General features: G+C 72.7%; 28 protein-coding genes. 14 read left to right on the top strand and 14 right to left on the bottom strand.

What is annotated here, in order from left to right; genetic code table 11:
• Window positions 1-18: 18 nt before the first annotated feature.
• The 5 genes from ABT232_RS31410 to mshD all read right to left on the bottom strand — a co-directional run bounded on the left by ABT232_RS31410 (window position 19) and on the right by mshD (window position 4,251).
• A complete protein-coding gene (locus tag ABT232_RS31410; protein ID WP_351846181.1) occupies window positions 19-957 on the bottom strand; it encodes an ABC-2 membrane transporter-related protein in 939 nt (312 codons plus the stop codon).
• Window positions 954-1,952, bottom strand: a complete 999-nt coding sequence (locus ABT232_RS31405) for an ABC-2 membrane transporter-related protein (protein WP_351846178.1) — start codon at window positions 1,950-1,952, stop codon at window positions 954-956. The genes ABT232_RS31410 and ABT232_RS31405 overlap by 4 nt, the downstream gene beginning before the upstream one ends.
• Window positions 1,949-2,839 (bottom strand): ABC transporter ATP-binding protein, encoded by an 891-nt coding sequence (locus ABT232_RS31400; RefSeq protein WP_351846176.1) that lies wholly within the window; start codon window positions 2,837-2,839, stop codon window positions 1,949-1,951. Before ABT232_RS31400 ends, ABT232_RS31405 begins: the two co-directional genes overlap by 4 nt.
• Complete coding sequence (locus ABT232_RS31395; RefSeq protein WP_351846251.1) at window positions 2,836-3,222, bottom strand: GntR family transcriptional regulator; 387 nt, start codon at window positions 3,220-3,222, stop codon at window positions 2,836-2,838. The genes ABT232_RS31400 and ABT232_RS31395 overlap by 4 nt, the downstream gene beginning before the upstream one ends.
• A 102-nt stretch (window positions 3,223-3,324) precedes the next feature.
• Window positions 3,325-4,251 (bottom strand): mycothiol synthase, encoded by a 927-nt coding sequence (mshD, locus tag ABT232_RS31390; protein WP_351846174.1) that lies wholly within the window; start codon window positions 4,249-4,251, stop codon window positions 3,325-3,327.
• A gap of 180 nt (window positions 4,252-4,431) precedes the next feature.
• Here mshD and ABT232_RS31385 point away from each other — a divergent pair, with 180 nt between their 5' ends.
• Window positions 4,432-6,237 (top strand): bifunctional metallophosphatase/5'-nucleotidase, encoded by a 1,806-nt coding sequence (locus ABT232_RS31385; protein ID WP_351846171.1) that lies wholly within the window; start codon window positions 4,432-4,434, stop codon window positions 6,235-6,237.
• Window positions 6,238-6,305: 68 nt separating this feature from the next.
• Here the strand turns inward: ABT232_RS31385 and ABT232_RS31380 are convergent, their stop codons facing one another.
• Window positions 6,306-6,584: a hypothetical protein gene (locus ABT232_RS31380; protein WP_351846168.1), complete on the bottom strand. Its 279-nt coding sequence runs from the start codon at window positions 6,582-6,584 to the stop codon at window positions 6,306-6,308.
• A gap of 366 nt (window positions 6,585-6,950) precedes the next feature.
• On the opposite strand from ABT232_RS31380, the gene ABT232_RS31375 reads away from it, so the two are divergent.
• Window positions 6,951-7,193, top strand: coding sequence for a GntR family transcriptional regulator (locus tag ABT232_RS31375; RefSeq protein WP_450871898.1), 243 nt, complete (start codon window positions 6,951-6,953; stop codon window positions 7,191-7,193).
• Between the two features lie 46 nt (window positions 7,194-7,239).
• On the opposite strand, the gene ABT232_RS31370 is transcribed toward ABT232_RS31375, so the two are convergent.
• Window positions 7,240-9,297, bottom strand: a complete 2,058-nt coding sequence (locus ABT232_RS31370; protein WP_351846163.1) for a pectinesterase family protein — start codon at window positions 9,295-9,297, stop codon at window positions 7,240-7,242.
• Window positions 9,298-9,417: 120 nt separating this feature from the next.
• On the opposite strand from ABT232_RS31370, the gene ABT232_RS31365 reads away from it, so the two are divergent.
• Entirely contained in the window at window positions 9,418-9,756 is a 339-nt protein-coding gene (locus ABT232_RS31365; protein WP_351846160.1) for a DUF6281 family protein, read from the top strand.
• Here ABT232_RS31365 and ABT232_RS31360 read toward each other — a convergent pair.
• The 6 genes from ABT232_RS31360 to ABT232_RS31335 form a co-directional block, all read right to left on the bottom strand.
• On the bottom strand, window positions 9,753-11,180 hold the full coding sequence (locus ABT232_RS31360; protein WP_351846158.1) for a sensor histidine kinase: 1,428 nt from the start codon (window positions 11,178-11,180) through the stop codon (window positions 9,753-9,755). The two genes, ABT232_RS31365 and ABT232_RS31360, sit on opposite strands and share 4 nt — an antisense overlap.
• Window positions 11,177-11,911 carry a response regulator transcription factor gene (locus ABT232_RS31355; protein ID WP_351846156.1) on the bottom strand — a complete coding sequence of 245 codons (735 nt, stop codon included), beginning with the start codon at window positions 11,909-11,911 and terminating at the stop codon, window positions 11,177-11,179. The genes ABT232_RS31360 and ABT232_RS31355 overlap by 4 nt, the downstream gene beginning before the upstream one ends.
• 78 nt (window positions 11,912-11,989) lie before the next feature.
• Complete coding sequence (locus ABT232_RS31350; RefSeq protein WP_351846153.1) at window positions 11,990-12,163, bottom strand: hypothetical protein; 174 nt, start codon at window positions 12,161-12,163, stop codon at window positions 11,990-11,992.
• An 11-nt stretch (window positions 12,164-12,174) separates the two neighbouring features.
• Window positions 12,175-13,206 carry a S1C family serine protease gene (locus ABT232_RS31345; protein WP_351846151.1) on the bottom strand — a complete coding sequence of 344 codons (1,032 nt, stop codon included), beginning with the start codon at window positions 13,204-13,206 and terminating at the stop codon, window positions 12,175-12,177.
• A 106-nt stretch (window positions 13,207-13,312) separates the two neighbouring features.
• Window positions 13,313-14,335 carry a LacI family DNA-binding transcriptional regulator gene (locus ABT232_RS31340; RefSeq protein WP_351846148.1) on the bottom strand — a complete coding sequence of 341 codons (1,023 nt, stop codon included), beginning with the start codon at window positions 14,333-14,335 and terminating at the stop codon, window positions 13,313-13,315.
• Between the two features lie 97 nt (window positions 14,336-14,432).
• The gene (locus ABT232_RS31335; protein ID WP_351846146.1) at window positions 14,433-15,212 is read right to left on the bottom strand and encodes a response regulator transcription factor; all 780 of its coding nucleotides are present in this window, start codon (window positions 15,210-15,212) and stop codon (window positions 14,433-14,435) included.
• Between the two features lie 298 nt (window positions 15,213-15,510).
• On the opposite strand from ABT232_RS31335, the gene ABT232_RS31330 reads away from it, so the two are divergent.
• From ABT232_RS31330 to ABT232_RS31295, 8 genes are all read left to right on the top strand, one after another.
• Entirely contained in the window at window positions 15,511-16,374 is an 864-nt protein-coding gene (locus ABT232_RS31330) for an alpha/beta hydrolase (RefSeq protein WP_351846144.1), read from the top strand.
• 38 nt (window positions 16,375-16,412) lie between these two features.
• Window positions 16,413-16,667 carry a MoaD/ThiS family protein gene (locus tag ABT232_RS31325; RefSeq protein WP_351846142.1) on the top strand — a complete coding sequence of 85 codons (255 nt, stop codon included), beginning with the start codon at window positions 16,413-16,415 and terminating at the stop codon, window positions 16,665-16,667.
• Window positions 16,668-16,687: 20 nt separating this feature from the next.
• Window positions 16,688-17,812, top strand: coding sequence for a hypothetical protein (locus ABT232_RS31320; RefSeq protein ID WP_450871896.1), 1,125 nt, complete (start codon window positions 16,688-16,690; stop codon window positions 17,810-17,812).
• Window positions 17,813-17,910: 98 nt separating this feature from the next.
• Window positions 17,911-18,645 carry an LmeA family phospholipid-binding protein gene (locus ABT232_RS31315; RefSeq protein ID WP_351846137.1) on the top strand — a complete coding sequence of 245 codons (735 nt, stop codon included), beginning with the start codon at window positions 17,911-17,913 and terminating at the stop codon, window positions 18,643-18,645.
• A 204-nt stretch (window positions 18,646-18,849) separates the two neighbouring features.
• Window positions 18,850-18,930: a putative leader peptide gene (locus ABT232_RS31310; protein WP_350203226.1), complete on the top strand. Its 81-nt coding sequence runs from the start codon at window positions 18,850-18,852 to the stop codon at window positions 18,928-18,930.
• A gap of 130 nt (window positions 18,931-19,060) precedes the next feature.
• On the top strand, window positions 19,061-19,900 hold the full coding sequence (locus ABT232_RS31305; protein ID WP_351846135.1) for a sulfurtransferase: 840 nt from the start codon (window positions 19,061-19,063) through the stop codon (window positions 19,898-19,900).
• Between the two features lie 62 nt (window positions 19,901-19,962).
• A complete protein-coding gene (locus ABT232_RS31300; RefSeq protein WP_351846132.1) occupies window positions 19,963-20,253 on the top strand; it encodes a DUF1416 domain-containing protein in 291 nt (96 codons plus the stop codon).
• Between the two features lie 79 nt (window positions 20,254-20,332).
• A complete protein-coding gene (locus tag ABT232_RS31295; RefSeq protein ID WP_351846131.1) occupies window positions 20,333-20,599 on the top strand; it encodes a DUF3099 domain-containing protein in 267 nt (88 codons plus the stop codon).
• A 15-nt stretch (window positions 20,600-20,614) separates the two neighbouring features.
• Here ABT232_RS31295 and ABT232_RS31290 read toward each other — a convergent pair whose 3' ends face one another.
• Window positions 20,615-20,977 (bottom strand): DsrE family protein, encoded by a 363-nt coding sequence (locus ABT232_RS31290; RefSeq protein ID WP_351846128.1) that lies wholly within the window; start codon window positions 20,975-20,977, stop codon window positions 20,615-20,617.
• 173 nt (window positions 20,978-21,150) lie between these two features.
• Between ABT232_RS31290 and ABT232_RS31285 the strand changes: the two genes are divergently transcribed.
• The 3 genes from ABT232_RS31285 to ABT232_RS31275 all read left to right on the top strand — a co-directional run bounded on the left by ABT232_RS31285 (window position 21,151) and on the right by ABT232_RS31275 (window position 24,040).
• Window positions 21,151-21,873 (top strand): hypothetical protein, encoded by a 723-nt coding sequence (locus ABT232_RS31285; RefSeq protein ID WP_351846125.1) that lies wholly within the window; start codon window positions 21,151-21,153, stop codon window positions 21,871-21,873.
• 383 nt (window positions 21,874-22,256) lie between these two features.
• Window positions 22,257-23,216 carry a hypothetical protein gene (locus tag ABT232_RS31280; RefSeq protein WP_351846122.1) on the top strand — a complete coding sequence of 320 codons (960 nt, stop codon included), beginning with the start codon at window positions 22,257-22,259 and terminating at the stop codon, window positions 23,214-23,216.
• Window positions 23,213-24,040 carry a hypothetical protein gene (locus ABT232_RS31275; protein WP_351846120.1) on the top strand — a complete coding sequence of 276 codons (828 nt, stop codon included), beginning with the start codon at window positions 23,213-23,215 and terminating at the stop codon, window positions 24,038-24,040. Before ABT232_RS31280 ends, ABT232_RS31275 begins: the two co-directional genes overlap by 4 nt.
• Window positions 24,041-24,245: the final 205 nt, after the last annotated feature.

Genomic DNA, 24,245 nt, shown 5'->3' with positions numbered 1-24,245 from the left:
GCGGACCGGGGTCCCGGCTCAGCGGGAGCGGCGGCGCAGCAGCAGGAAGCAGGCGCCGGTCGCGGCGGCCGTGAGGGCGAGCAGGATGCCGCTCTCCACGAGCTGGAGGGGCAGGCGGTGGGCCGCGGGATGGTAGGTGATCCGGAAGTGCTCGGTGCCGCCGGTCTCGATGTCCCGCCAGTCCAGCTGGAACGCCGAGCGGGGCAGTTCGAGGGTGCCCTCCTCGGCCAGGGGGCGGGTGGCGGTGGCCGGCGGCCAGAGGTTCCCGCGGAACCGGTCCAGCAGGTTGTACAGCACGGCCCAGACGGCGAGGGACAGCCCGGCGGCGGGCAGGGCCCGGCCGGTGAGCAGCCCGGTGAGCGCGCCGAGGGCGAGGCCGGCCAGCGGATGGGCGAGCGCGGTCGGGCCGCCGGCCAGGAACACGTCCGCCAGGTACCAGTCGCCGACCAGGTCGGGGTCGCCGTCGCCGCGGGCCCAGCGGTACAGCGCGAGGACCGCCAGGACGCCGGCCGTGAGCAGGGCGGCGGGCACGGCGAGCTTGGCGGCGAGCCAGCGGGCCGGGGTGACGGACTGGGTCCAGGCGAGGTGGGCGGTGCCGTTCTCCAGTTCGCGGCCGATCAGCGCGCCGCCCGCCCAGGCGGCCACCGGGAGGGCCAGGAAGGCGAGGGCGCCGCTGATCAGGCCCATGCCGTCGGCGTACCAGGTGTCGGCGGTGATCGCCTCGACCTCGGCGCAGGACGGCAGCCCGCCGGTGGCCGGGGTCGCGCACGGGCCGTGGCCGCGGCGGGCCTCGTCGGCGATGAGGACCATCCACACCAGGACCGCCGTGGCGGCGGCGAGCGCGGCGAGCCAGCACCACAGCGCCGTGCGGTGCAGCCGCAGCACGGCCCGGACCAGGCCGCGCGGGCCGCGTGGTCCCGGTGCGGCGGGGGCGGCGGCCGCCGTCATGGCGGTCATCCGGCGGCCTGCCCGGTACGGCTTTGCAGCAGCCGGAACGCGGCCCAGGCCGCCAGTGCGCCGACGGCGAGGACGATGCCCGTCTCCACGAGCTGGAGGGGCCAGAAGTGGCCGGAGGGGTGGTAGTCCTGGTAGAGGCCGACGATCTCCCGGCCGCCGCTGCACCGGATGTCCTCCGCGCAGGCCGGGTCGGCGACGCGGGCGCCGGAGGAGGTGACGACGCCCTCCTCGACGATCATGCCGTCGCTCCCCGGATAGCCCTCCGTGTTGACGACGGTCTCGGCGGGCCACAGCCGGGGCCGTAGCGAGGTGAACGCCCAGAGCAGGGCGATCTCGGCCGCCGCCGCCACGCCGAGCGCGGGCAGCGCGCGCCGCACCAGCAGGCCGGTGAGCACGCCGACGGCGAGGGCGAGCAGGAGGTGAGCGGTGGCAAGGGGACCGTTGGCGAGGTAGGTGACGGGCTCGTGCCACTCCCGCCAGCCGGCCCGCAGCTCGCCGTCGGAGGCCCACACCAGCCGGTGCAGTCCGGTGAGCGCGAGGGCGCCGGCCGTGAGCAGGGCGGCGGGGACGGCGAGCTTGGCGGCGAGCCAGCGGGCCGGGGTGATGGACTGGGTCCAGGCGAGGTGGGCGGTGCCGTTCTCCAGTTCGCGGCCGATCAGCGCGCCGCCCGCCCAGGCGGCGGTGAGCAGCGGGGCGACGACCAGGAGTCCGGCGCCGAGGGCGAGGGCCAGGTCGTAGTTCTGGTAGGCGGGGCCCGCGTAGTCGCAGCTGAGGCTGGGTCCTTCGGAGCCGTCGCAGTCCATGGCGCGGTACTCGGCCCAGGCGGCGTCCGCGCCCGGCCCGTAGGCCCACAGCAGGGTGCCCGCGGCGGTGGCGAGCAGCAGCAGCCAGAACCACAGGGCCGTGCGGTGCAGCCGCAGCACCGCCCAGGTCAGGCCGCGCGGGCGGCGCGCGGCTCGGGCACGGAGGGCGGCGGTGGCCGTGGCGGTGCTCATACGGCGGCCTCCGCGGGGGTCCGCAGGTGCAGCGCCGGGGCCTCGGGGGAGCGCAGGTGGGCGAGGACCAGCTCCTCCAGGGAGGGCTCGGCGCTCTGCCAGGGGCCGGGCACGGGTCCGGCGGGGCGGACGAGCGCGGTGCGCTGGCGTCCGGTGGTGCGGGACTCGACGACGGTGTGCGGGGCGAGGTCGCCGTCGGCGGGGCCGGTGACCAGGGTGTGCGCGGCGAGCAGGTCGTCCAGCGGGCCGGAGAGCCGGACACGGCCGCCGCCGAGCAGCAGCAGGAAGTCGCAGGAGCCCTCCAGCTCCGCCACGACGTGCGAGGACATGACAACCGTGGTGCCGTGCTCGGCGGCGTCCGCCATCAAGGTGCCCATCAGCTGGTGCCGGGCCAGCGGGTCGAGGTCCGCCATCGGCTCGTCCAGCAGCAGCACCTCGGGCCGCTTGCCGAGGGCGAGGGCTAGGGCCACGCGGGTGCGCTGGCCGCCGGAGAGGGAGCGGATCCGGGCGCCGGGGTCCAGATCACCCTCGGCGACGACACGGGCGGCGACCGCCGGGTCCCAGCGGCCGGGGTTGAGCTCCTGGCCGAGGCGCAGGGTGCCGGCGACGGTGAGCTGGGGGTAGAGGGGCTTGTCCTGGGCGACGTAGGCCAGGCGTTCGCGGACCTCGGCGGGGCGGGCGCCCAGCACCCGCAGGGTGCCCTCGGTGGGGGCGAGGAGTCCGGCGGCGAGGGAGAGCAGGGTGGACTTGCCGGCGCCGTTGGGGCCGACGACGGCGCACACGGAGCCGGCGGGCAGCCGGAAGGTGCAGGCGTCGAGCGCCCGGTGCCGTCCGCGCCGGCCGAAGCTCCTGGCCAGCGTGGCCGCCTCGATGGCGGTGTCGGTCATGCCTGGTCCCCCTTGAATCGCGTGTCCAGTACGGCGGTGAAGAGCGCGGCCACGTCGTCCCGTTCGAGTCCGGCGGCGCGGGCCCGGTCGGCCCAGGACTCCAGTTCGGCGCGCAGCGGCGAGTCGGCGGGCGCGGCGCCCAGGGAGCGCCGGACGAAGGTGCCGAGGCCGCGGCGGGCCTCGACCAGACCCTCGCGTTCCAGCTCCCGGTAGGCCTTCAGCACGGTGTTCGGGTTGATGGCGGTGGCCGCCACCACCTCGCGGGCCGTGGGCAGCTGGTCGCCGGGCTGCAACAGGCCGAGACGCAGGGCCTGTTTGGTCTGCTGGACGATCTGCACATAGGTGGCGACACCGCTGCGCCGGTCGATGCGGTACTCGACCACTCCGACAACCACCCTTTCACTAAGTGAGTAGTGAAAGGGTGGTGCAAAAGAGGGGCGGCGTCAAGATCGCCGCCCCCTCGGGGGCACTCCGTGCCGCGGGGATCAGGTCTCGGACCGGTACATGAGGTCGGCCTCGTAGGTGGTGAACCCCAGCCGCTCGTACACCGACACCGCCGCCTTGTTGTCCGCGTCCACGTACAGCATCGCCGTCGGCAGCCCCTGCGCCGCCAGATGGCGCAGGCCGACGGTGGTGAGCACCTTGCCGAGGCCGCCGCCCTGCGCGCCCGGCGCGACCCCGAGGACGTAGACCTCGCCCAGCTGCTCCTCGGCGTGCACCTTCGTCCAGTGGAAGCCGACCAGTTCGCCCTCGCGCTCCGCCAGGAAGAAGCCCGCCGGGTCGAACCACGGCTCGGCCTTGCGGTCGTCCAGGTCGCGCTGGGTCAGGGAGCCCTGCTCGGGATGGTGGGCGAACGCGGCGGCGTTGACCGCCAGCCAGGCCGCGTCGTCCCGCCCCGGCACGAAGGTCCGCACGCTCACCCCGGCGGGCAGCGCCGGCTCCGCCAGGTCCGCGCCCGCCAACGGCATGCGCATCTGCCGCAGTTCGCGGAACAGCGTCAGCCCCAGCACCTGCGCCAGGTGCCGGGCCGCGGAGTGCCCGCCGTGCGCCCACACCCGCAGCCGCTTGCCGGAGGCGGCGAGCAGCGCCGAGCCGAGGGCGCGGCCGTGGCCGTGGCCGCGGTGGGAGGGGTGGACGACCAGCTCGGCGGCCGGCGCCTCCACCGGATCGGTGTCCTCCAGCTGGGCGTAGCCCACGAGTTGGCCGCCGCTGGTGAGCAGCAGATGGGACACGCCCTCGCGCTCGCCGCCGCGCAACTGGAGCCGGCCCTGCTCGGACACCGCCTGCTGGCCGTCGGTGCGGGCGGCCTCCGCGAGCAGGGCGAGGACGGCCTCGATCTGCTCCTCGGAGAGCGCCGCGTGGGTCTCGATGGCGCGCGCGGCGCCGGGCCGTGCGATGTCGTCGCTGGTCATGCCTACGAGGGTAAGGGGCGGGCCGGTCGAAGTGGCGGCGTTGCGGGGCGGTTGGGCGGGGAAGCCGCGTCCGGCAAAGGGAAACCAGGATGTAACCACGGACCCCCTGTCGCGCTACGCGCGTTGACTCTAGGCTGCGCCGGGACCCACGCACACCTCAGCACGAACACAGGGGGGCGCATGCCAGCCACCACTCAGCCGCACGACCGCCGCAGACGCCGTACGACCCGGCTGCTCGCGGCCGCCGCCGGACTCGCGACCGTCGGCGCGCTGGCCGCCGCGCTGCCGTCGGCCGCCAGTGCCGGCGAGCAGACCGGCAGTCACCAGTCGGGCCGCTACCAGGACGTGCAGCTGCTGTCCTTCAACGACCTGCACGGCAACCTGGAGCCGCCGGCCGGCTCCTCCGGCCGCGTCACCGAACTCCAGGCGGACGGCACCACCAAGACGATCGACGCGGGCGGTGTCGAGTACCTGGCGACGCACCTGCGCCAGGCCCGCGAGGGCAACAAGTACTCCGTCACCGCGGCCGGCGGCGACATGGTCGGCGCCTCCCCGCTGCTCTCCGGCCTGTTCCACGACGAGCCCACCATCGAGGCGCTCAACGCGCTGGACCTGGACGTCACCTCGGTCGGCAACCACGAGTTCGACGAGGGCGCCAAGGAGCTGGCCCGCCTCCAGAAGGGCGGCTGCCACCCGACCGAGGGCTGCTACACGGACGAGGAGTTCGCGGGCGCCGACTTCCCCTACCTGGCCGCCAACGTCCTGGACGAGAAGACCGGCAAGCCGATCCTCAAGCCCTACTGGGTGTGGAAGAAGAAGGACGTCAAGATCGGCTTCATCGGCGTGACCCTGGAGGGCACTCCGGGCATCGTCTCCGCCGACGGCGTCAAGGGCCTCTCCTTCAAGGACGAGGTCGAGACCATCAACAAGTACGCCAAGGAGCTCCAGCGCCAGGGCGTGAAGTCGATCGTCGCGCTCATCCACGAGGGCGGCTTCCCGACCGGCACGGCGTACAACTACGACTGCGACGCGCCGGGCGCGGGCGACGGGATCTCCGGCCCGATCGTCGACATCGCCAAGAACGTCACCCCGCAGGTCGACGCGCTGGTCACCGGCCACACCCACGCGCCGTACGTGTGCACCGTCGCCGACCCGGCGGGCAAGCCCCGCATGGTCACCTCGGCCGCCTCCTTCGGCCGCCTCTACACCGACACCACGCTCACCTACGACCGGTGGACCGGTGACATCGCCCGTACGGCGGTGACCTCCGCGAACCACGTGGTCACCCGGGACGTCCCCAAGGCGCCCGACATGACCGAGCTGATCGGCAAGTGGAACACCCTCGCCGCGCCCATCGGCAACCGCGCCATCGGCTACGTCTCCGGCGACATCGGCAACACCGGCACCGAGTCCCCGCTCGGCGACCTCATCGCCGACGCCCAGCTCGCCTACGGCAAGGAGCTGGACCCGGAGACCGACCTGGCGCTGATGAACCCGGGCGGCATCCGCGCGCCCCTCACCTACACGGCCAAGGCGGGCGAGGGCGACGGCGTGGTCACCTACGCCGAGGCCTTCACGGTCCAGCCGTTCGCCAACACCGTCAACCTCCAGGACTTCACCGGCGCCCAGCTGATCCAGGCGCTGAAGGAGCAGGTCAGCGGCTCGAACGCGGCGGCCCCGAAGATCCTCCAGATCTCCTCGGGCCTCACCTACACGCTGGACCTGACGAAGACGGGCGCGGACCGGGTCGTCACCGACTCGATCCTGCTGAACGGCGCGCCCATCGACCCGTCGGCCACCTACCGCGTCGCGACCAACAGCTTCCTCGCGGGCGGCGGCGACGGCTTCACCACGCTGGGCCAGGGCACCGACGACCTGGTCGGCGCGGACGACCTGACCGCGCTGGAGAAGTACCTGACGGCCAACTCCTCGGCCACCAGCCCGATCGCCCCGCCGAAGGCGGACCGCATCACCATCGTGAAGTGACACCCACCGGCTGAAGCAGCAGTGAGGGGAACGCGACGACACCGCGTTCCCCTCACTGCTGTCCGGCTTCAGGCAGGCGGCTGGCGCAGGCCGCGGGATTCGGCGACGCGCAGGGTGTCGGTCAGGCATTCGGCCAGGCGGAGTCCGGCGTAGCGGACCTCGGTGTACGGCGAGGTGGGGTCGTCCAGCACCGTGCGCGCGAGGCCGAGGACATCGGCGGCGGTGGCGAGCTGGACGGCTTCCATCTCGTCGGCGAGGCGGGAGAGGCGTCCGTGCGGGTCGTCGGTCGACAGGTAGCAGGGCTTGCCGTCCGGGGAGGGCCAGGGAAGCAGGCGCAGGTGCCTCACGCGGCGACCTCCGCGTCGAGGAGGTACGGCCGTACGAGGCGGGACGCGGTGCCGTCGAGCGGGGTGGGGAAGCCGTAGGGCGAGCGGGGGCCGGGCAGAGGCGGCGGGGGGAGGCGTACGGGAACGGGGTGCGGCGCGTGGGAGCCGCGGCGGCGTTTCCCGGTGCCGTCGGCGTTCCTTGCTAGGCGTTGGCCGTGCCCCGGGAGGTCTTGTCCACCTCGCCGGGGTCTTCCGTCTCCGACGCTACCCGTCAGCTATAGCCCTCTGCATACAAGTGCAGAGGGATCCACTCGTTCGTGGAGCGAGAGGGATGTCTACGTTGGACGTATGAGCGATAAGGACAACGCGGAGCCGGCGCTCGACTCCATGAGCGCGACGCCGCTCTACGTTCAGCTGGCCGACGTGATCGCCCGCAAGATCGCGGCCGGTGAGCTGGCGCCGGACAGGCCGATCCCCTCGGAGAACCACCTGGCCGAGGAGTACGGGGTGGCGCGGCTGACGGCTCGGCGGGCCGCGCAGGAGCTGCGCGAGCGCGGGCTCATCGTCACCGTGCGCGGCAAGGGCTCCTTCGTGGTCGAGCAGCCGCCCGGAGCCGACGAGTCGGACTGACGGGTGCCGGAGGGCTGCTCTTCCCTGCGTCAGAAGCCAGGCGGCGTCAGGACGCCGTAGGCACCCAGCCCGCCAGCCAGTCCGCGACCTCCTGGTCGGCGGCCTGGGCGTCGGTCAGGTGAGGGCGGTCGGTGCTCGCGGTGCCGGCGCCCGCGCCGGTGTTCTTGTACTCCGCGAAGCGGTCGTCCTTCCAGGAGAAGCCGCTCATGTCGGTCCACGGGGCGGTGCGGATCGCGGCGCTGAGGGTGGTGTTGCGGACCGTGGTCTGCGGGTCGAGCGTGGCGTCGCCGCCGGCGTGCCAGGGGCGGCCGAGGTAGAAGCTGCGGTCGGTGACGTCACCGGTGACCGCGCTGTTGGCGATCAGGATGCCCTTGCGGTTCGCGGCGGTGCTCGGCGCGGTGACGTAACCGGCGGAGCTGCCGTCCCAGCGCTTCTTCAGGGTGATGACGGACCGGTCGATCACGGCGGTGGCGCGGCCGAAGATGAAGTCGACGTTGCCGGTGACGTAGGAGTTGGTCAGGTAGACCCGGCCCAGCTTGTCCTTCGCGGCGGTGTCCAGCAGGAGCGTGTCCTGGTCGCCGTTGACGATCACGCCGTCGAGGAACACCCGGTCGGCGGCGGTGCGCAGGGCGACCGCCTGGTGGCCGGAGAGGGACTGGTTCGCCTTCTCGTCGAAGTCGTTGGTGACGGTCAGGTTGCGGGCCTGGAAGTCGTCGGCCTCGACGGCGACGGTGGCGCTGCCGCCGGTGCCGTAGGTCCCGGAGCCGTCGGGCTTCGGCGTGCCGGACGCGTTGTTGTAGACGATCACCGTGTCCTTGCGGCTGGCGCCGGTGCCCTGGATGGTGACGTGCGGCTTGTTCGAGGGCACCTTCACCGTCTCGCGGTACGTGCCGGGCTTGACGGCGATGACCACGCGGGAGGCGTTGTTCGCGGGGACGGCGTTCACGGCGGCCTGGACGGTGGAGTACTGGCCGCTGCCGTCCTTGGCGACGGTGAGGGTGGTCGCGGCGGCGGCAGCCGTGGTGGTGGCCGTTGCCGCCGTGGTGCCGATGGAACTGCGCGGCCCGGCGCCCGACTTCAGCAGCGCCGGCACCTCGGCCGCGCTGTCGAGGGTGTAGGCGTAGTGGGCCTTGGGGTCGAAGGCCGTGCCGCCGCTCTCGTTGCGCCCGCTGGTGCCGGAGAAGACGTTGCCGCGCTGGACGATCGTCGCCGTGGCGTCCTTGATGACGGGGTTGTTGAAGCCCTGGAAGTAGGAGTTCTCCAGGACCATCCTCGTCGCGCCCCGCGCGTAGTTGCCGTAGGACGAGGTGATGGTGGTGCCCGGGGTGTCCTCCAGGAAGTTGTTGTAGAGGTGCGCGTGGGCGGCGTTGTCCGTGGAAGGGTTGCGCTGCTCGGTCTCGCGGATCCAGTTGTGGTGGATCGTGATGTCCGTCGCGACGTTCTCGGTCCAGCCGATGCCGAACGTCTTGTTGTTGTTGCTCATCCGGTTCCACGACACCGTGACGGCGGTGCTGTCCTTGCGGACGTCGATGAGGCCGTCCGCCATGTGCCGCAGATCGTTGTGGTCGATCCAGACGTGGTGCGCCCCGTCCATCTGGATCGCGTCGAAGTCGTGGTCCTTGTCGTTCCAGACGCCCTGGTACGTGTCCCGGATCGTCAGGTTCCGGATGATCACGTTGTGGACGCCGGTGCCGAGGAAGAAACCGCCGCCGACGATCTGCCCGGAGGTGCCGGAGCCCACGATGGTCTTGTCCGACTGGACCTTGATCTCCTTGCCGACCGGCGACATGTTGATCGTCCCCGCGACGACGATGACGTACGGCTCGGCGGCCGTCGCGTACTTCTCCAGGTCCGCGAGCGTCTTGACGGTGACGATCTGCCCGCCCCGGCCGCCGTAGGTGCCGTTCTGGCCCAGGGAGTCGACGGAGGCGAAGCCGTCGGCGGACGCCGTCGCCCAGGCCGGCACCTCGGCCGCCGACGCCTTCGGCTGCGCGTCCTCGCCGACGACGAGCACACCGGCGGCGGTCAGGACCAGCGGGACACCGACCGCGAGCGCCGCCGCGCGAGGCCGGCGGTGTCGGGGCTTGCCACGGTTCTCACTCATGCGGGTTCCGTTCCGTACGAGGGGATGGTTGCCCGGTAGTCGCCGCGGACGCCGTAAGGGTTGCCGCGAACGAACCGGGGCGGCCCGGCGTCGGAGTGAATGGAGAGAGAGGAGGCCCGGATGAGGGCCGTACGGGGACTGCTGGTGCTGATGCTGCCGCTCACGGCGTGCACGGCCGTGGACGGCGGCGGCGGAGGGGACGCGGAAGCGTTGTGCGCGTATCTGGTCAGGTACGAGGGGCGGGACTACCTGGGGACGGCGGACGGCGGATTCGAGGTCGGCGAGCGGATCGGCACGGCGACCGTGCCGTCCTGCGACGACACCCCGAACGACGGCGAGTCCGGCAGCCCCGAGGAGACGCTGAACGCCTACCGGGTCGTCGGCCGGGACCCGGGCACCGCGATCGCGGTGGGGAAGGCACCGGACGACGTGGTCCTGGCGGACCTGCGCACCCGTTAGGGGATGTCCGGCGGCGGTGTCGGCGCGCCCGGCAGACGGACCGTCACCACGGTGCCGCCGCCCTCCGCGGGCGCGAGGGCCACCTCGCCGCCCGCCTGCTGGACCGTGCGGGCCACGATGGACAGGCCCAGGCCCGAACCCGGCAGGGCACGAGCGCTCGGGCTGCGCCAGAAGCGGTCGAAGACATGGGGGAGTTCGTCGGCGGGGATGCCGGGACCGTGGTCGCGGACCGTGAGGGTGCCGTCGTTGAGCCGGACGTCGACCGTGCCGCCCTCCGGGCTGAACTTCACCGCGTTGTCGAGGACGTTGACGACCGCGCGCTCCAGCGCGGACGGCTCCGCCCGCACGAACCACGGCCGTACGTCCGCCGTGATCGTCAGCTCCGGGCCGCGCAGCCGGGCCCGGCGCAGCGCCGACTCCACCGCGTCCTGGAACGGGACCACCTGCGTGCGGCCCCCGTGCTGGCCCGTCGCCGGGCGGGACAGCTCCTGGAGATCGCCGATCAGCGCGGCCAGCTCCGTCATCTGCGCCTTCACCGAGGCGAGCAGCGCCCGGCGGTCCGCCTCCGGGATCGGGCGGCCGGTCTCCTCGCTGCGGGTGAGCAGTTCGATGTTGGTGCGCAGGGAGGTCAGCGGGGTGCGCAGCTCGTGGCCGGCGTCCGCGATCAGCTGCTGCTGGAGGTCGCGGGAGCTGGCCAGCGCGGAGGTCATCGAGTTGAACGAGCGGGACAGCCGGGCCACCTCGTCGTCGCTGTCGTCCTCCACGGGGATGCGGACCGCCAGGTCCTCGGTGCGGGCGACATGCTCGACGGCTTCGGTCAGCTTGTCCACGGGCCGCAGTCCGGCCCGCGCGACGGCGAGCCCGGCGGCACCGGCGCCCACGACCCCGATGCCGGAGACGAGGAGGAGGAGCAGGGCGAGCTCGTTGAGGGTGCGCTCGGTGTCCTCCAGGGGGAGGGCGATCAGCAGGGCGACGCCGTCGACGAGCGGAACCGTCATCGCGCGCACGGCCTCGCCGTCGGTGGCCTTGCCGCTGCGGAACTCGACGTCACCGCCGGGATCGCGGGCGGCCTCGACATCGGAGCCGGTGACCTTCACCGCGCCCGCCGAGTTGCCGAAGACGCAGTAGTCGCCGTCGGCCTTGACCAGTTCCACGTAGGCCGGGTTGCGAGGGCCGGGCGGCAGCCCGGAGTCGTCGGTGGACTGGACGCAGTCGGCCAGGGTGTTCTGGATGTCCTGGACGGACAGGCCGCGGACGTTGGCCGACCGCAGGTTGTCGTCGATCTCCGCGTACAGCTTCCCCTGCACGACGAACCAGCACGTCACCGACACCGCCGCCACCGCGAACGCCACCGCCGCCGCGACCAGCAGCGCCAGCCGCGAGCGAAGCGGCAGGCCGCGCAGGCGGCGTGCCGCCTGCCTCACTCGGCGCCGCCCTGGCGCAGCACGTACCCCACGCCCCGGACCGTGTGCACGAGGCGCGGCTCGCCGCCCGCCTCGGTCTTGCGGCGCAGGTACATGACGTAGACGTCGAGGGAGTTGGACGACGGCTCGAAGTCGAAGCCCCAGACCGCCTTGAGGATCTGCTCGCGGGTGAGGACCTGGCGCGGATGCGCCATGAACATCTCCAGCAGGGTGAACTCCGTACGGGTCAGCTCCACGGCCCGGCCGCCGCGCGTCACCTCGCGCGTCGCGAGGTCCATCCGCAGGTCGCCGAAGGCCAGCGCCTCGCTGTCGTCGTCGGTGGCGCCGGTCGCCGCCGCGTAGGAGCTGCGGCGCAGGAGCGCCCGGATGCGGGCGAAGAGCTCGTCGAGTTCGAACGGCTTGACGAGGTAGTCGTCGGCGCCCGCGTCGAGGCCGGTCACCCGGTCGCCGACCGTGTCCCGTGCCGTGAGCATGAGGATCGGCGTGGTGTCGCCCGCCCCGCGGATGCGGCGGGCGGTGGTGAGGCCGTCCATGCGCGGCATCTGGATGTCGAGGACGACGAGGTCGGGCCGGTAGGCGGTCGCCTTCTCCAGGGCGTCCGCGCCGTCGACCGCGACCTCGGTGTCGTACCCCTCGAAGGCCAGGCTGCGCTGGAGCGCTTCGCGCACGGCGGGCTCGTCGTCGACGATGAGGATGCGCTGGGGGTCTCGGTCGCCTTCGGCGGGGCTCATGGCGTGGGTTCCTCGGGGTGTGGTCGGCGGCTGGCTGACGTTCTCAGCGTCGCATGTCCGCGGGCGGTGCCACGTCGCTCAGGCGCGCGTGGGACGGCGGCGGCGGGTGCGCGCCGGGCGGGTGGCGCCGGTCGCCACCTCGGCGGCGCGGGTCCGCGGCGCCGGGGCGTGCAGTGCGTACGCCACTGCCAGGGCCAGGGCGAGTCCGGCGGGGTCGGTGCCGGACACCGGGTGCGTGACCTGCTCGATCATGTTCTGCCTCCTCAGCCGGTGGCGCCGGCCCGCAGGTCGGCGAGGTCGGCCTTGACGGTGTTGATCGGGATGGCGAAGCCGAGGCCGACACTGCCCGCCTCGGCGGACGAGGACGAGCCGCCGGCCGAGTACATCGCGGAGTTGATGCCGATGATGTTGCCGTTCATGTCGATCAGCGCGCCGCCGGAGTTGCCGGGATTCAGCGAGGCGTCGGTCTGCAGGGCCTTGTAGGTGGTGGTGGACGAGCCGGTGTCGCCGTTGAACTGCTGACCGCCGAACTCGAACGGCCAGTCGCCGCCCGGCTGCTGCTGTTGCTGCCCGCCCTCGTCGGTGGAGACGGTCACGTCGCGGTCGAGGGCGGAGACGATGCCGCTGGTCACCGTGCCGGTGAGGCCTTCGGGGGAGCCGATGGCGACGACCTCGTCGCCGACCTGGACGCCGTCGGAGTCGCCGAGAGTGGCGGCCTTCAGGCCCGAGGCGTCGGCGAGCTTGATCAGGGCGAGGTCCTTGCTGCTGTCGGTGCCGACGACCTCGGCGCTGTACTCCTTGCCGGCGCTGGTGGTCACCTTGATCTCCGAGGCGCCGGAGACGACGTGATTGTTGGTGATGATCTCGCCGTCGGAGGTGATGATCACACCGGAGCCGGTGGACTCGCCCGCGTCGGAGGAGGCGCTGATCTCGACGATGCTGGGGCTGACGGCCTTGGCGACGCCGGCCACCGAGCCCTTTTGGCTGGAGGGCACCACGTTGGTGCTGGTGCTGCTGCTGGTGGCGACCGTGTCGGTGCCGGTCAGCTCCTGGATGCCGTAGGCGGTGCCGCCGCCGATGGCCGCCGCGACGATCGCCACGGCGGCGAGCAGCGGGACCGGGCCGCGCCGGCGCCCGCGGGGCCGGGCGGGCGGGGTCTGGGCCACCGGCTCGGTCAGCAGCGCGGTCGGCCGGTAGGCCGGCGGAGGCGGCCACTCCGGGTGCACGGGAGAAGAGGCGTACTGCTGCTGGGGCTGCTGCTCGAACTCGCCGCTGCGGCGCATGCTCTCGGTCATGCCGACGAGCTTGGCGCCCCACGATGAGAGCTTGCTGAGTGCTCCCTGAGAAGCCCGGCAGAACCTCGTATGCCCGATATGAAGCCGGGCCGGTCAGAAGCGCGGGCTACTCACAGCCGCACGACCGGCGCACCACCAGCCGGGACGGGAACGTCTTCAGCCGCTCCCGCCGCGACCCCGCCACCCGCAGCCCGTCGTCGAGGACGAGGTCCACCGCCGCGCGGGCCATCGCCGAGCGGTCGGAGGCGATCGTGGTCAGGGGCGGGTCGGTGAGCGCCGCCTCCTTGATGTCGTCGAAGCCGGCCACCGCCAGCTCGCCGGGGACGTCGATGCGCAGCTCGCGGGCGGCGCGCAGCAGACCGATCGCCTGGTCGTCGGTGGAGCAGAAGATCGCCGGCGGGCGGCGCGGCCCGGCCAGCACCTCCAGGCCCACGCGGTAGGCGTCGTAGCGGTTGTACGGGGCCTCGAAGAGCCGGCCCTCGGTGGACAGGCCGGCCTCCTCCATCGCGCGCCGCCAGCCCTCGACGTGGTCGGAGACCGGGTCGCCGACGGCGGGTGTCTCGGCGGTGCCGCCCAGACAGGCGACGTACTCGTGGCCGTGTTCCAGCAGGTGGCGGACGGCGAGCTGGGCGCCGCCCAGGTCGTCGGTGACGACGGCGACGTCGTCGATGGACTCGGGGCGCTCGTGCAGCAGCACCACCCGGGCGTCCCAGGCCTCGATCTCGGCGGCGGCGAGGTCGTTCAGCGCGTGGCTGACGAGGATCAGGCCGGAGACCCGCATACCGAGGAAGGCGCGCAGATAGTGGACCTCGCGTTCGCCGACGTAGTCGGTGTTGCCGACGAGGACCATCTTTCCGCGCTCGGAGGCGGCCTGCTCGACCGCGTGCGCCATCTCGCCGAAGAAGGGCTGGCGCGCGTCCGGGATGATCAGGCCTATGAGGTCGGTACGGCGCGAGGCCATGGCCTGAGCGACCCGGTCGGGCCGGTACCCCAGTTCCTTGATCGCGGCGAGGACACGCTCGCGCGTGGCCGGGGCGACCGGCCGGGGTCCGTTGTTGATGACATAGCTGACGACGGCGGTCGAAGTACCCGCCAGTCGTGCCACGTCATCCCGAGTCACCTTGGCCACGCGCGGAGTCTACGCGGATGGACCGGCTCTGGGCAGGGCGTATTTCGTGTTGTCCGCACCCGCCCGGAGCGTCGGCCGCTCACGTCCGGTACGCCGGTTATGCCTCGGCTGCGACCTCGACGGCGACCGGGACCGCCGACTCGTCCCGATCGTCCGCTTTTGCACGGTCCGCCTTGGCCTTGGCCTCCTCCGCGGCACGCTCCACCTTCTCGGGCGTAACGAATCGATAACCGACGTTCCGGACGGTTCCGATCAGCGACTCGTGCTCGGGGCCGAGCTTGGCGCGCAGCCGCCGTACGTGGACGTCGACCGTCCGGGTGCCGCCGAAGTAGTCGTAGCCCCAGACCTCCTGGAGCAGCTGTGCGCGGGTGAAGACCCGGCCCGGGTGCTGCGCGAGGTACTTCAGGAGCTCGAACTCCTTGAAGGTGAGGTCGAGGACCCGGCCCTTGAGCTTGGCGGAGTAGGTCGCCTCGTCCACCGACAGATCGCCGTTGCGGATCTCCATGGGCGAGTCGTCGTTGACGATCTGCTGGCGGCCCATGGCGAGCCGCAGCCGCGCCTCGACCTCGGCCGGTCCCGCGGTGTCCAGAAGGACGTCGTCGATGCCCCAGTCGGCGGTGACGGCGGCCAGGCCGCCCTCGGTGACGACGAGGATCAGCGGACAGCCGGGGCCGGTCGAGCGCAGCAGCTGACAGAGGCTGCGCACCTGCGGGAGGTCACGGCGGCCGTCGATCAGGATGACGTCGGCACCGGGGGTGTCGACCAGGGCCGGCCCCTCCGCCGGCGCCACCCGCACGTTGTGCAGCAGCAGGCCGAGGGCGGGAAGCACCTCCGTCGACGGCTGGAGGGCATTGGTGAGGAGCAGCAGAGAGCTCATCGCGCCCCACCTGCCCGGGTCGTCGTTCGCTCGTGCTCGGTTCGCTCGCCCATGACGTCTGGTTCCTCCTCGGTCCCTGCGATGGGGTACCGCCCACGCTTTCGCTGTGGGGGAGTTTGCGGCACTGCTTCGTACGGTGCGGCTCCCGCGCCCTGGGATCCGCGGTGACCCCGGGGGGCCTTGCGCGATCGACGGCCCGTACACCTGCGGTTTCCCGCGTTGTATACAACGCTTCCGAAAGCACAAAAGGACCCGGGGGCTACGCTGCCCGAGTCCTCTGCCCAGCAGAATAGCCCACATGAGCTCAGGTCCGGCAGGTCATGTGGCCCGATCCACCCCCCGATTCACCGTTCGTCCACCATCCGAGACGGCCGGGGTGATCGCATCCGCACGATTGCGGACGTTTCTCCACACGGTCGACGGGGTGCGGATCGAAGTCGTATACGAACCGGCGGCCGTTGTATACGACGCCTCGCGGCCACCCGCCGATCACCCGGTGTTCGTGATCGCCCACGGCTTCACCGGCGGTGTGGACCGCCCGCACGTACGCCGGATCGCGCGCGCCCTCGCGCGGCACGGCGCGGTCGTCACCTTCTCCTTCCGGGGCCACGGGGCGTCCGGCGGGCACTCCACGGTCGGCGACCGCGAGGTGCTGGACCTGGCCGCCGTCGTGGACTGGGCCCGCGGACTCGGCCACCGGCGCCTGGTCACCGTGGGCTTCTCGATGGGCGGCTCGGTGGTGCTCCGGCACGCGGCGCTGCACCGGGACCAGGAGGTCGACGCGGTGGTCTCCGTCAGCGCGCCGGCCCGCTGGTACTACCGGGGCACCGCCCCGATGCGCCGGCTGCACTGGCTGGTCACCCGCCCCGCCGGCCGGCTGGTCGGCCGCTACGGGTTCCGCACCCGGATCCACCACCGCGACTGGGACCCGGTCCCGCTCTCCCCGGTGGAGGCGGTCCCGGCCATCGCCCCGACCCCGCTGCTCGTCGTGCACGGCGACCGGGACGGCTACTTCCCCCTCGACCACCCCCGCATGCTGGCCGAGGCCGCCGGGGACCACGGCGAACTCTGGATCGAGCCCGGCATGGGCCACGCCGAGCACGCGGCCGACGACGCCCTGCTCGCCCGGATCGGCGACTGGGCGGTCGGCGCGGCGGGCTAGCCTGGCGGTGTCACGAGTGGACTGATGTGAGGGACGAGATGGCAAAGGTCACGGTGCGCTACTGGGCGGCCGCGAAGGCCGCGGCCGGGGTCGCCGAGGAGCCGTACGAGGCGGCCACGCTGGCCGACGCGCTCGCCGCGGTGCGGGAGCGACACCCCGGCGAGCTGGCGCGCGTGCTGCTGCGATGCTCGTTCCTCATCGACGGTGACCCCGTCGGGACCCGTGGCCATGAGACGGTACGGCTGGCCGAGGGCGGCACGGTCGAGGTGCTCCCGCCGTTCGCAGGAGGATGACCGGACCGATGAGCGGACCGATGAGCGACCAGCCGTACGAGCCCTACGAGCCGTACGAGGGAACGCACGGGGAGACGCACGGGCAGCAGTACCCGGGCGGGTACCAGGCCTACGACCCGTACCAGCAGCCCCAGGGCGGGCACCCTCAGCAGTACCAGGGCCGGCCGCGGCACGCCACGCACCCGCAGGCGCAGCAGCACTACCAGCAGCAGTACGCCGCCGCCCAGTACACCCAGCAGTGGGAGGGCGAGACCTGGGACACCCAGGTCCAGTCGGCCGCGCAGTACCCGCAGCAGGCCCAGCAGGCCCACCTGCCCGGGCCGAGCCACGAGCCGCGGCCCGCCGCGCCGGAACCCGAGCCGGCCCCGGCACCGCGGCCCCCGCTCACGGCGGCACAGCGGGCCCGCGCGGAGGGCCGCTCCCCGATCATCGAGCCCGGGATGCAGCCGGCCGCGCTCACCGCGCTGCTCGGCCTGCTGCTGTCCGGTGCCGCCGCGGTCGGCTCCTGGGCGCTGCTCGTCCCGCTGGTCCTCCTCCAGGCGGTCACCGCGGCCGGCTGGTTCCGGCTGAACGGCATGTGGCCGGCCCGGCAGGGCATCGCGCTGGCGTTCGCGGGCGGGCTGACGGCGGACGCGGTGCTGATGGCGGCCGGCCGGGACCACGGCCCCGCGGCCATCCTCGGCACGCTCGGTGTCTGGGTGCTGCTGTCGCTGGTCCTCCAGCTGCGCTCGCACGCCGACCCGGACGAACGGCTCTACGGCCTGATGGCCACGGTCGTCTCGGCGGCGCTGGCGGTGGTGGCGACCGGCTGGCTGGCGGCCGAGGCCGACGCGGTGACGATCGGCGCGGCGGCGGTCGCGGTCGCGATCCTCGCCCGCGCGCTGCCGCTGCCGACGCCCGTCTCCGTCGTCGTCTCGCTGCTCGCCGGGGCCGGTGCGGGCATCGCGGTGGGCGACCTGACCGGCGCGGGCGCGGGCGCGGACGGGGCGGTCCTGGGCGCGGCCGCGGCGGTCTGCGCGCTCGTCGGGCACCGGGTGGCGAGCTACGACTACCCGTCCCGCTTCGTCCACTTCACCGCGGGCGTGGCCCTGCCGCTGAGTGCCGCGGCGCCGGTGGTGTGGGTGCTGGGACGCGCCCTGGGCTGAGGGCCCGCCGCCTGTCACAGTTGATCGACAAAGCCGGAGCCGGGTCGTCCGGCGGGGTTACCTTTGGCCCTCGTTGCCGAAGGCCGAGGTGGGGGAAAATGCGTGCGCTGCGAATACTTCTGATCGTCGTCGTGATTCTCGGCGGGCTCTTCGTGGTCGCGGACCGTCTCGCCGTGAACTACGCCGAGGGCGAGGTCGCGGACAGGCTGAGGACCACCGAGAACCTGGCCACCACCCCGGACGTGTCCATCAACGGCTTCCCCTTCCTCACCCAGGTCGCCGGCGGCGAGCTGGACGACGTCGAGGTCGGCATCGAGGGCTACGAGGCGGTCGCCGGCGACGGCGAGCGGATCCGCCTGGAGGACCTGACGGCGAACATGCGCGGTGTCGAGTTCTCCGGCGACTACAGCTCCGCCACCGCCGCCTCCGCCACCGGCACGGCCACCGTCTCCTACGAGGAGCTGCTGAAGACCGCCAAGTCGGAGCCGACCGAGGTCGCTCCGGGCGTCACCGCCGAGGTGGTCGGCCTCTCCGACGGCGGCAACGGCAAGATCAAGGTGGCCGTGGAGGCGACCGTCCTCGGCGCCAAGCTGCCCCGCCCGGTGAACGTCCTCAGCTCGGTCACCGTCGAGGGGGACAGCGTGCGGGTGCACGCCGACGGGCTGCCCTCGCTGGGCGGTGCGGAGGTCGGCGAGACGCAGATCCGCGCGATCACCGACTTCGAGCAGATGATCGACGGTCTGCCCGGTGGCATCCGGCTGGACAAGGTGGAGGCCGCGAAGGACGGGGTGGAGATCTCCGTGAAGGGTTCGAACGTCCAGCTGGCCGGGTAGGACGCCGGGCGGCCGTACCGGGAGCCGGCCGTCCGACAGGCGAGACGAGCGTGTCCGCCCAGCAGGTGTGACGGCCGCCGCATCCGGCCGTGAGCCGTGCGGCGGCGGCCCGGACGCCCATTCGATCCCGTATCGCGGACGATCGCGTCTCACTATTCGACACGCCGGTGACATGCCCGCCGGTCCGTCCCTACGATCGACGCTATGAAGCGACAGGCGGATCTCACAAAGCGGCGGGCAGTAGACCTGTGCCGCGTTGCCGCCATGCTCTGTCGCACCGTCTGAGCGGCAGCATCGCCTTCCGCATTCACCCCCCGCCCTGCTCAGGGCATCCGTGCGCCGCGCCGCCCCGCGGTCGTCCGCGCACGTCTCGCACTCGCACGCCCCGCCGCAACTGCCCCGGAGGAGAAAGAGCATGAGTCGCAGCGACGTTCTGGTCGACGCCGACTGGCTGCAGGACAACCTGGACAACCCCGACATCGCGATCGTCGAGGTGGACGAGGACACGTCCGCGTACGAGAAGAACCACATCCGCAACGCGATCCGGATCGACTGGACGCAGGACCTCCAGGACCCGGTCCGCCGCGACTTCATCGACCAGGAGGGCTTCGAGAAGCTCCTGTCGGCGAAGGGCATCGCCAACGACACGCTGGTGATCCTGTACGGCGGCAACAACAACTGGTTCGCGTCGTACGCCTACTGGTACTTCAAGCTCTACGGCCACGAGAACGTCAAGCTCCTCGACGGTGGCCGCAAGAAGTGGGAGCTGGACGCCCGCGAGCTGGTCGAGGAGGTGCCCGAGCGCGCCGCCACCGAGTACAAGGCCAAGCCGCAGGACACCTCGATCCGTGCCTTCCGCGACGACGTCGTGGCCGCCATCGGCAGCCACAACCTGGTCGACGTCCGCTCCCCCGACGAGTTCTCCGGCAAGCTGCTCGCCCCGGCCCACCTGCCGCAGGAGCAGTCGCAGCGTCCGGGGCACGTCCCGTCCGCCCGCAACATCCCGTGGTCGAAGAACGCCAACGACGACGGCACGTTCAAGTCGGACGACGAGCTGAAGAAGCTCTACGAGGAGGAGAGCGTCGACCTCTCCAAGGACACCATCGCCTACTGCCGTATCGGTGAGCGCTCGGCCCTGACCTGGTTCGTGCTGCACGAGCTGCTCGGTGTCGACAACGTCAAGAACTACGACGGCTCCTGGACCGAGTACGGCTCCCTCGTCGGCGTGCCGATCGAGCTCGGCGCCGGCAAGTAAGCAGACACCCCGCAAACCCCGACCGGCCTTCCTTTCCGGTCAGACCCCTTCTGGAGAAAGACATGTGTGGAGCGAAGGCCGGCGGCCCCGACGCCTCGACGATCAAGCCCGGTGAGACCACCATCCAGGGTCAGGTGACCCGTGACGGCGAGCCGGTGACCGGCTACGTCCGGCTCCTGGACTCGACCGGTGAGTTCACCGCGGAGGTCCCGACCTCCGCCACGGGCCAGTTCCGCTTCTACGCGGCCGAGGGCACCTGGACCGTCCGCGCGCTGGTGCCGGGTGGCGCCACCGCCGACCGCACGGTCGTCGCCCAGCAGGGCGGCCTGTCCGAGGTCGCGATCGCGGTCTGACGAGGACCCCGAACGGCCGAAGGGCCGCACCCCCCGGGTTGGACGCCTGGGGTGCGGCCCTTCGGCCTACTCTGGACGTATGTACGCACGGCGGCGTCATACGTACTTCGCCATGATGGGCACCTGCCTGGTGCTCTTCGTCCTGGCCTGGGGAGTCGTCCGTCTCTGGTCGACCGAGGTGGCCGTCGGCATGTGCGTGGTCGCCATGCTGATCCCGCCGGTCGCCGCGATGGTCGCCAACCGGCGCGGCCCCGACGACCGCTGGTGGGACGACCCGTCCGGCGATCCGCAGTCCGACGAGTGGTGGGACGAGCTGGACGGCCGCAAGCGCCCCGGCCCGCGGTGAGCCGGCTCAGCCGGCTCAGTACACGAGCGCCTGCGTCTCCTCCGCCAGTGCCTCCTGCACGAAGACCTGCGCGCCCGCGATCCGCACGCCCTCGATGACGTCCTGCTCGGTGATCTCCCGGCGGGCCGCGCACTGCGTGCACAGGGTCAGCTTGCCGGCGGCCAGGATCGAGTCGATCAGATCGGGCAGCGGGGCGGCGTGCGGCAGCTCGAACTCGGCCGCCCGGCCGGGCAGCGCGAACCAGGCGGACTCCCCGGTCAGCCAGACGGAGACGTCCACCCCGCTGGCCACGGCCACCGCCGCCACCGTGAACGCCTGCGAGCACCGCTCGGGGGCGTCCGCCCCCGCCGTCACCTTGATCACGAGCTTCTTCGCCATGCCGGAATCGTAATCAACGCGACCACAACTCCCGTCGAACCTCATGAGTCTCCTGTGAGCGCGCATATGGAATGCGCAGTTCACCTTGTGGGGAAACGTCCATGGAAGTGTCCGAAGAGGACAGAAAGTTGCCCGAGGCCCCTGAAGTGCCGCATGCGCCGCATGTACCGCATGTGCCACAGGAGCGGCGCCGGGGCCGGGGCCGCACGACGCTGCTCATCGCCGCGGCCGCCGTCCTCGGCGTCGTCGCCGGCACCTGCGCCGGCTACCTCGTCCAGGCCGACCGCGAGCCCACCCGGCTGCCCTCGCTGTCGCAGCCCACGCTCCCGCAGGCCGACGGTCCCGCCCCCGAACCCCTCTCCGCCGCCCAGGACCGGCAGGTCAAGGTCGACGGCGACCTGCGCCCGCTGCTGCTGAAGAAGCCGCGCGGGGCGAAGGACGCGGAGTGGCTGGAGGGCAGCGACGGCTGGATGGACCTCGCCGCCTACGCCGACAGCTACGAACGCCCCGCCGGCGCCTTCCTCGAACTGGTCGAGGACGAGTTCCGCCGGGCCGCCGTCACCGGCTGGGAGGTCGGCGAGGCGACCACGGTGGAGATCCGGCTGGTCCAGTTCCGCGAGCAGGAGTACACCGCCGCCGACGACGCGGTCGACGACGCCGCCTACTACGCGACGGAACCCGAGGGCACCAAGAGCTGGCCGATCCCCGGCACCGAGGAGGGCATGGCCTACGTCCACACCCGCCCCGAGACCGAGCCCGGCTACCTGCCCCTGTACAGCGCGGAGGCCCACGCCTGGCGCGGCGACATCGCCATGGAGGTCTGGATCTACTCCGACAAGCCGATCACCAAGCGCACGGTCATGGACCTCGCCGAGCGGCAGATGGAGCGCTTGTGAACGAGAACCGGAACGCAGAAACCGTGGCCGCGCCCGCCCCGGCACCTGAGGCTGTCACCGGGCCCGAGGCCACACCCGTGCCCGAGGCCGTGCGGCCGCCCGCGCCTGCGGCCGTTGCCGAGCCCGAGGCCGTGGCCGAGTCCGAGTCCGGGCCGACGTCTGAGTCCGGGCCGGCGTCTGGGGCCGGGGCCGAGGCCGTGCCTGGGCCGGAGGCCGCGCAGACATCTGCGGCCGTTGCCGTGCCCGAGGCCGTGGCCGAGTCCGGGCCGGCGCCTGCGGAGGTGGCCGAGCCCAAGGCCGCGTCCGCGCCTGCGGCCGTGGCCGTGCCCGAGGTCGAGCCCGAGGCCGCGCCTCGGCCTGAGTCCGGGCGCGCGTCTGCGGCTGTGACCGAGCCCGAAACCGCGCCTGCGAGCACGCCCGAGCCTGCGGCCCTGGCCGCGCCCGCGCCCGGGCCGGACGCCGCACCCGCACCCGCGCTCGACGCCGCGCCCGCGCCTGGGCCGGACGCCGCGCCCGCGCTCGACGCCGTACCCGCACCCGCGTCCGACGCCGTGCCCGCGCCCGACGCCGTCCCCGTGGCCGACAAGCCCGGGAAGAAGGTCTTGCGCCTGGGGCGGGTCGGCAAGGCGGCTGGGGCGTTGGTGGTTGCCGGTGCGGTGGTGGCTGGGGTGGGGTACACCGTGGTGACCGTGCGGGACGCGGACCGGGACGCGGGGGAACCTGTGTATACGTTGCCGAAGCACGCGTCCGAGTCCGCCGAGCCGGTGGCCGCGACCGGGCTGGCCGGGATGCTCCTGCCGTACGGCGAGGCGTGGGAGCGCGGGCCCGATCTGGGTGAGTTCGGGTCGGAGGCCCAGCTGGACGGGGAGCGGGCGGCGGCGCTGCGCAAGGAGGCGCTGCGCGAGCTGCCCCGCACCCAGCGCAAGCGGCTGGAGCGGCAGATCGACAAGCAGCGCGTACAGGGCATGGCGATGCGCAGCTACGTCACCGCCGGGGACCTCTTCGCCGGGGAGGAGACCGTGACCGTGAGCGTCGTGCTGACCCGGATGGAGAACAAGGCGGCCGTCCGCGACATCTCGACGTTCCAGAACGAGTTCCTCGCGGCCCTCGACGTCCTGCGGAAGGGGCCCAGGATCAAGGGCCACAAGAACGCCCAGTGCTTCCTGCCGCCCTCGGACGAGGTGGAGGAAGGCGGTCTCGACACCATGCTCTGCTCGGCGTACGAGGGGGACGTCCTGGTCAGCCTCACCGCCTCGGGCCCGGCCTCGCTGAACTCCGGCGACGTCGCCGAGCTGCTGACCGCCCAGCTGGACCGTATCGAGGAGCCGGGGAAGGCCGTATGACCGACCAGACGACGCACCCCGCACCGGCCGAGGCGCCCGCCGAGGAGGTGCGGGTGCGCAAGGACCGCCGGGTGCTGCGCGCCGCGCTGCGCTGGACCGCCGCCGTGGTCGTCTTCGCGGTGGCCGGAGCGGGCACCGCGTACGGGATCACCCGCATGGAGCGGACGGACGTCCCCGGGCTCGGGACCGAGTCGGACGGCCGCTGGGACTTCCCGGCGCTCACCAGGCCGCCGCTGCCCTCCGGCAGCCCCGGCCCGTTCGCCGAGGACAACCCGGCCGGCACGCACCACGCCGACCTGCGCGCCCTGCTGCTGCCCGCCCCGGAGGGCGCCACGGAGATCGCGAAGCTGCGCGGCACCGACGGCTGGCTGCCGACGGAGGACTTCCTCGCGGAGTACCCGCACGAGGAGGACCGGACCGCCCTGCGGATGAAGCTGACCGACGCCGGACTGCGGCACATCGCCGCCCGCGGCTGGACCACCGGCGACGGCACCCGGACCCGCGTCTACCTGCTGCACTTCGGCACCGCCGAGGTCGTCGACAGCCTCTTCTCCGGCCACCTGGTCCCCTACGACCAGTCGGTCCACCGGGTGCGCGGCGCCGACCTGTCCGCCTTCGAGGAGGGCCTGAGCGCCGAGTCGGAGGTCGACGACGTGTGGCGGTCGGTGCAGGTGGAGCAGAAGCCGTACGGCTCCGAGCAGGTCCGGCACGCCTACCTGGCCGCCGGTGACGTCCTCGCGCTGATCGTCCAGTCCCGCGAGGGGACGGCACCGGCCGTGCCGTTCCACCAGACGCTCACCCTCCAGAGCCAGCTCCTGGGCTGACCTTCGAGGCACACCTCACGAGGAGGGCCGGGCCCCGGCCGCGTAAGCTGGGGCCTGGCCCTGTGTACGTACGTACCTCACCGCGCTCATCCGAGGAGCACCCCGTGGAGATCTTCTTCGAAGCCCTGCTGGTCCTGGTCTGCGTCGGCGTGCTCGCCTTCGCCGGACTGACCGTGAAGAAGCTGTACCAGGGCCAGCGCTGACC

The sequence above is a fragment of the Streptomyces sp. NPDC001532 genome, assembly GCF_040298625.1.
In the GTDB taxonomy this organism is placed as follows: Bacteria; Actinomycetota; Actinomycetes; order Streptomycetales; family Streptomycetaceae; genus Streptomyces.
Note: the sequence above shows the minus strand (reverse complement) of the source record. Positions and strands in the feature narration are given on the sequence as shown.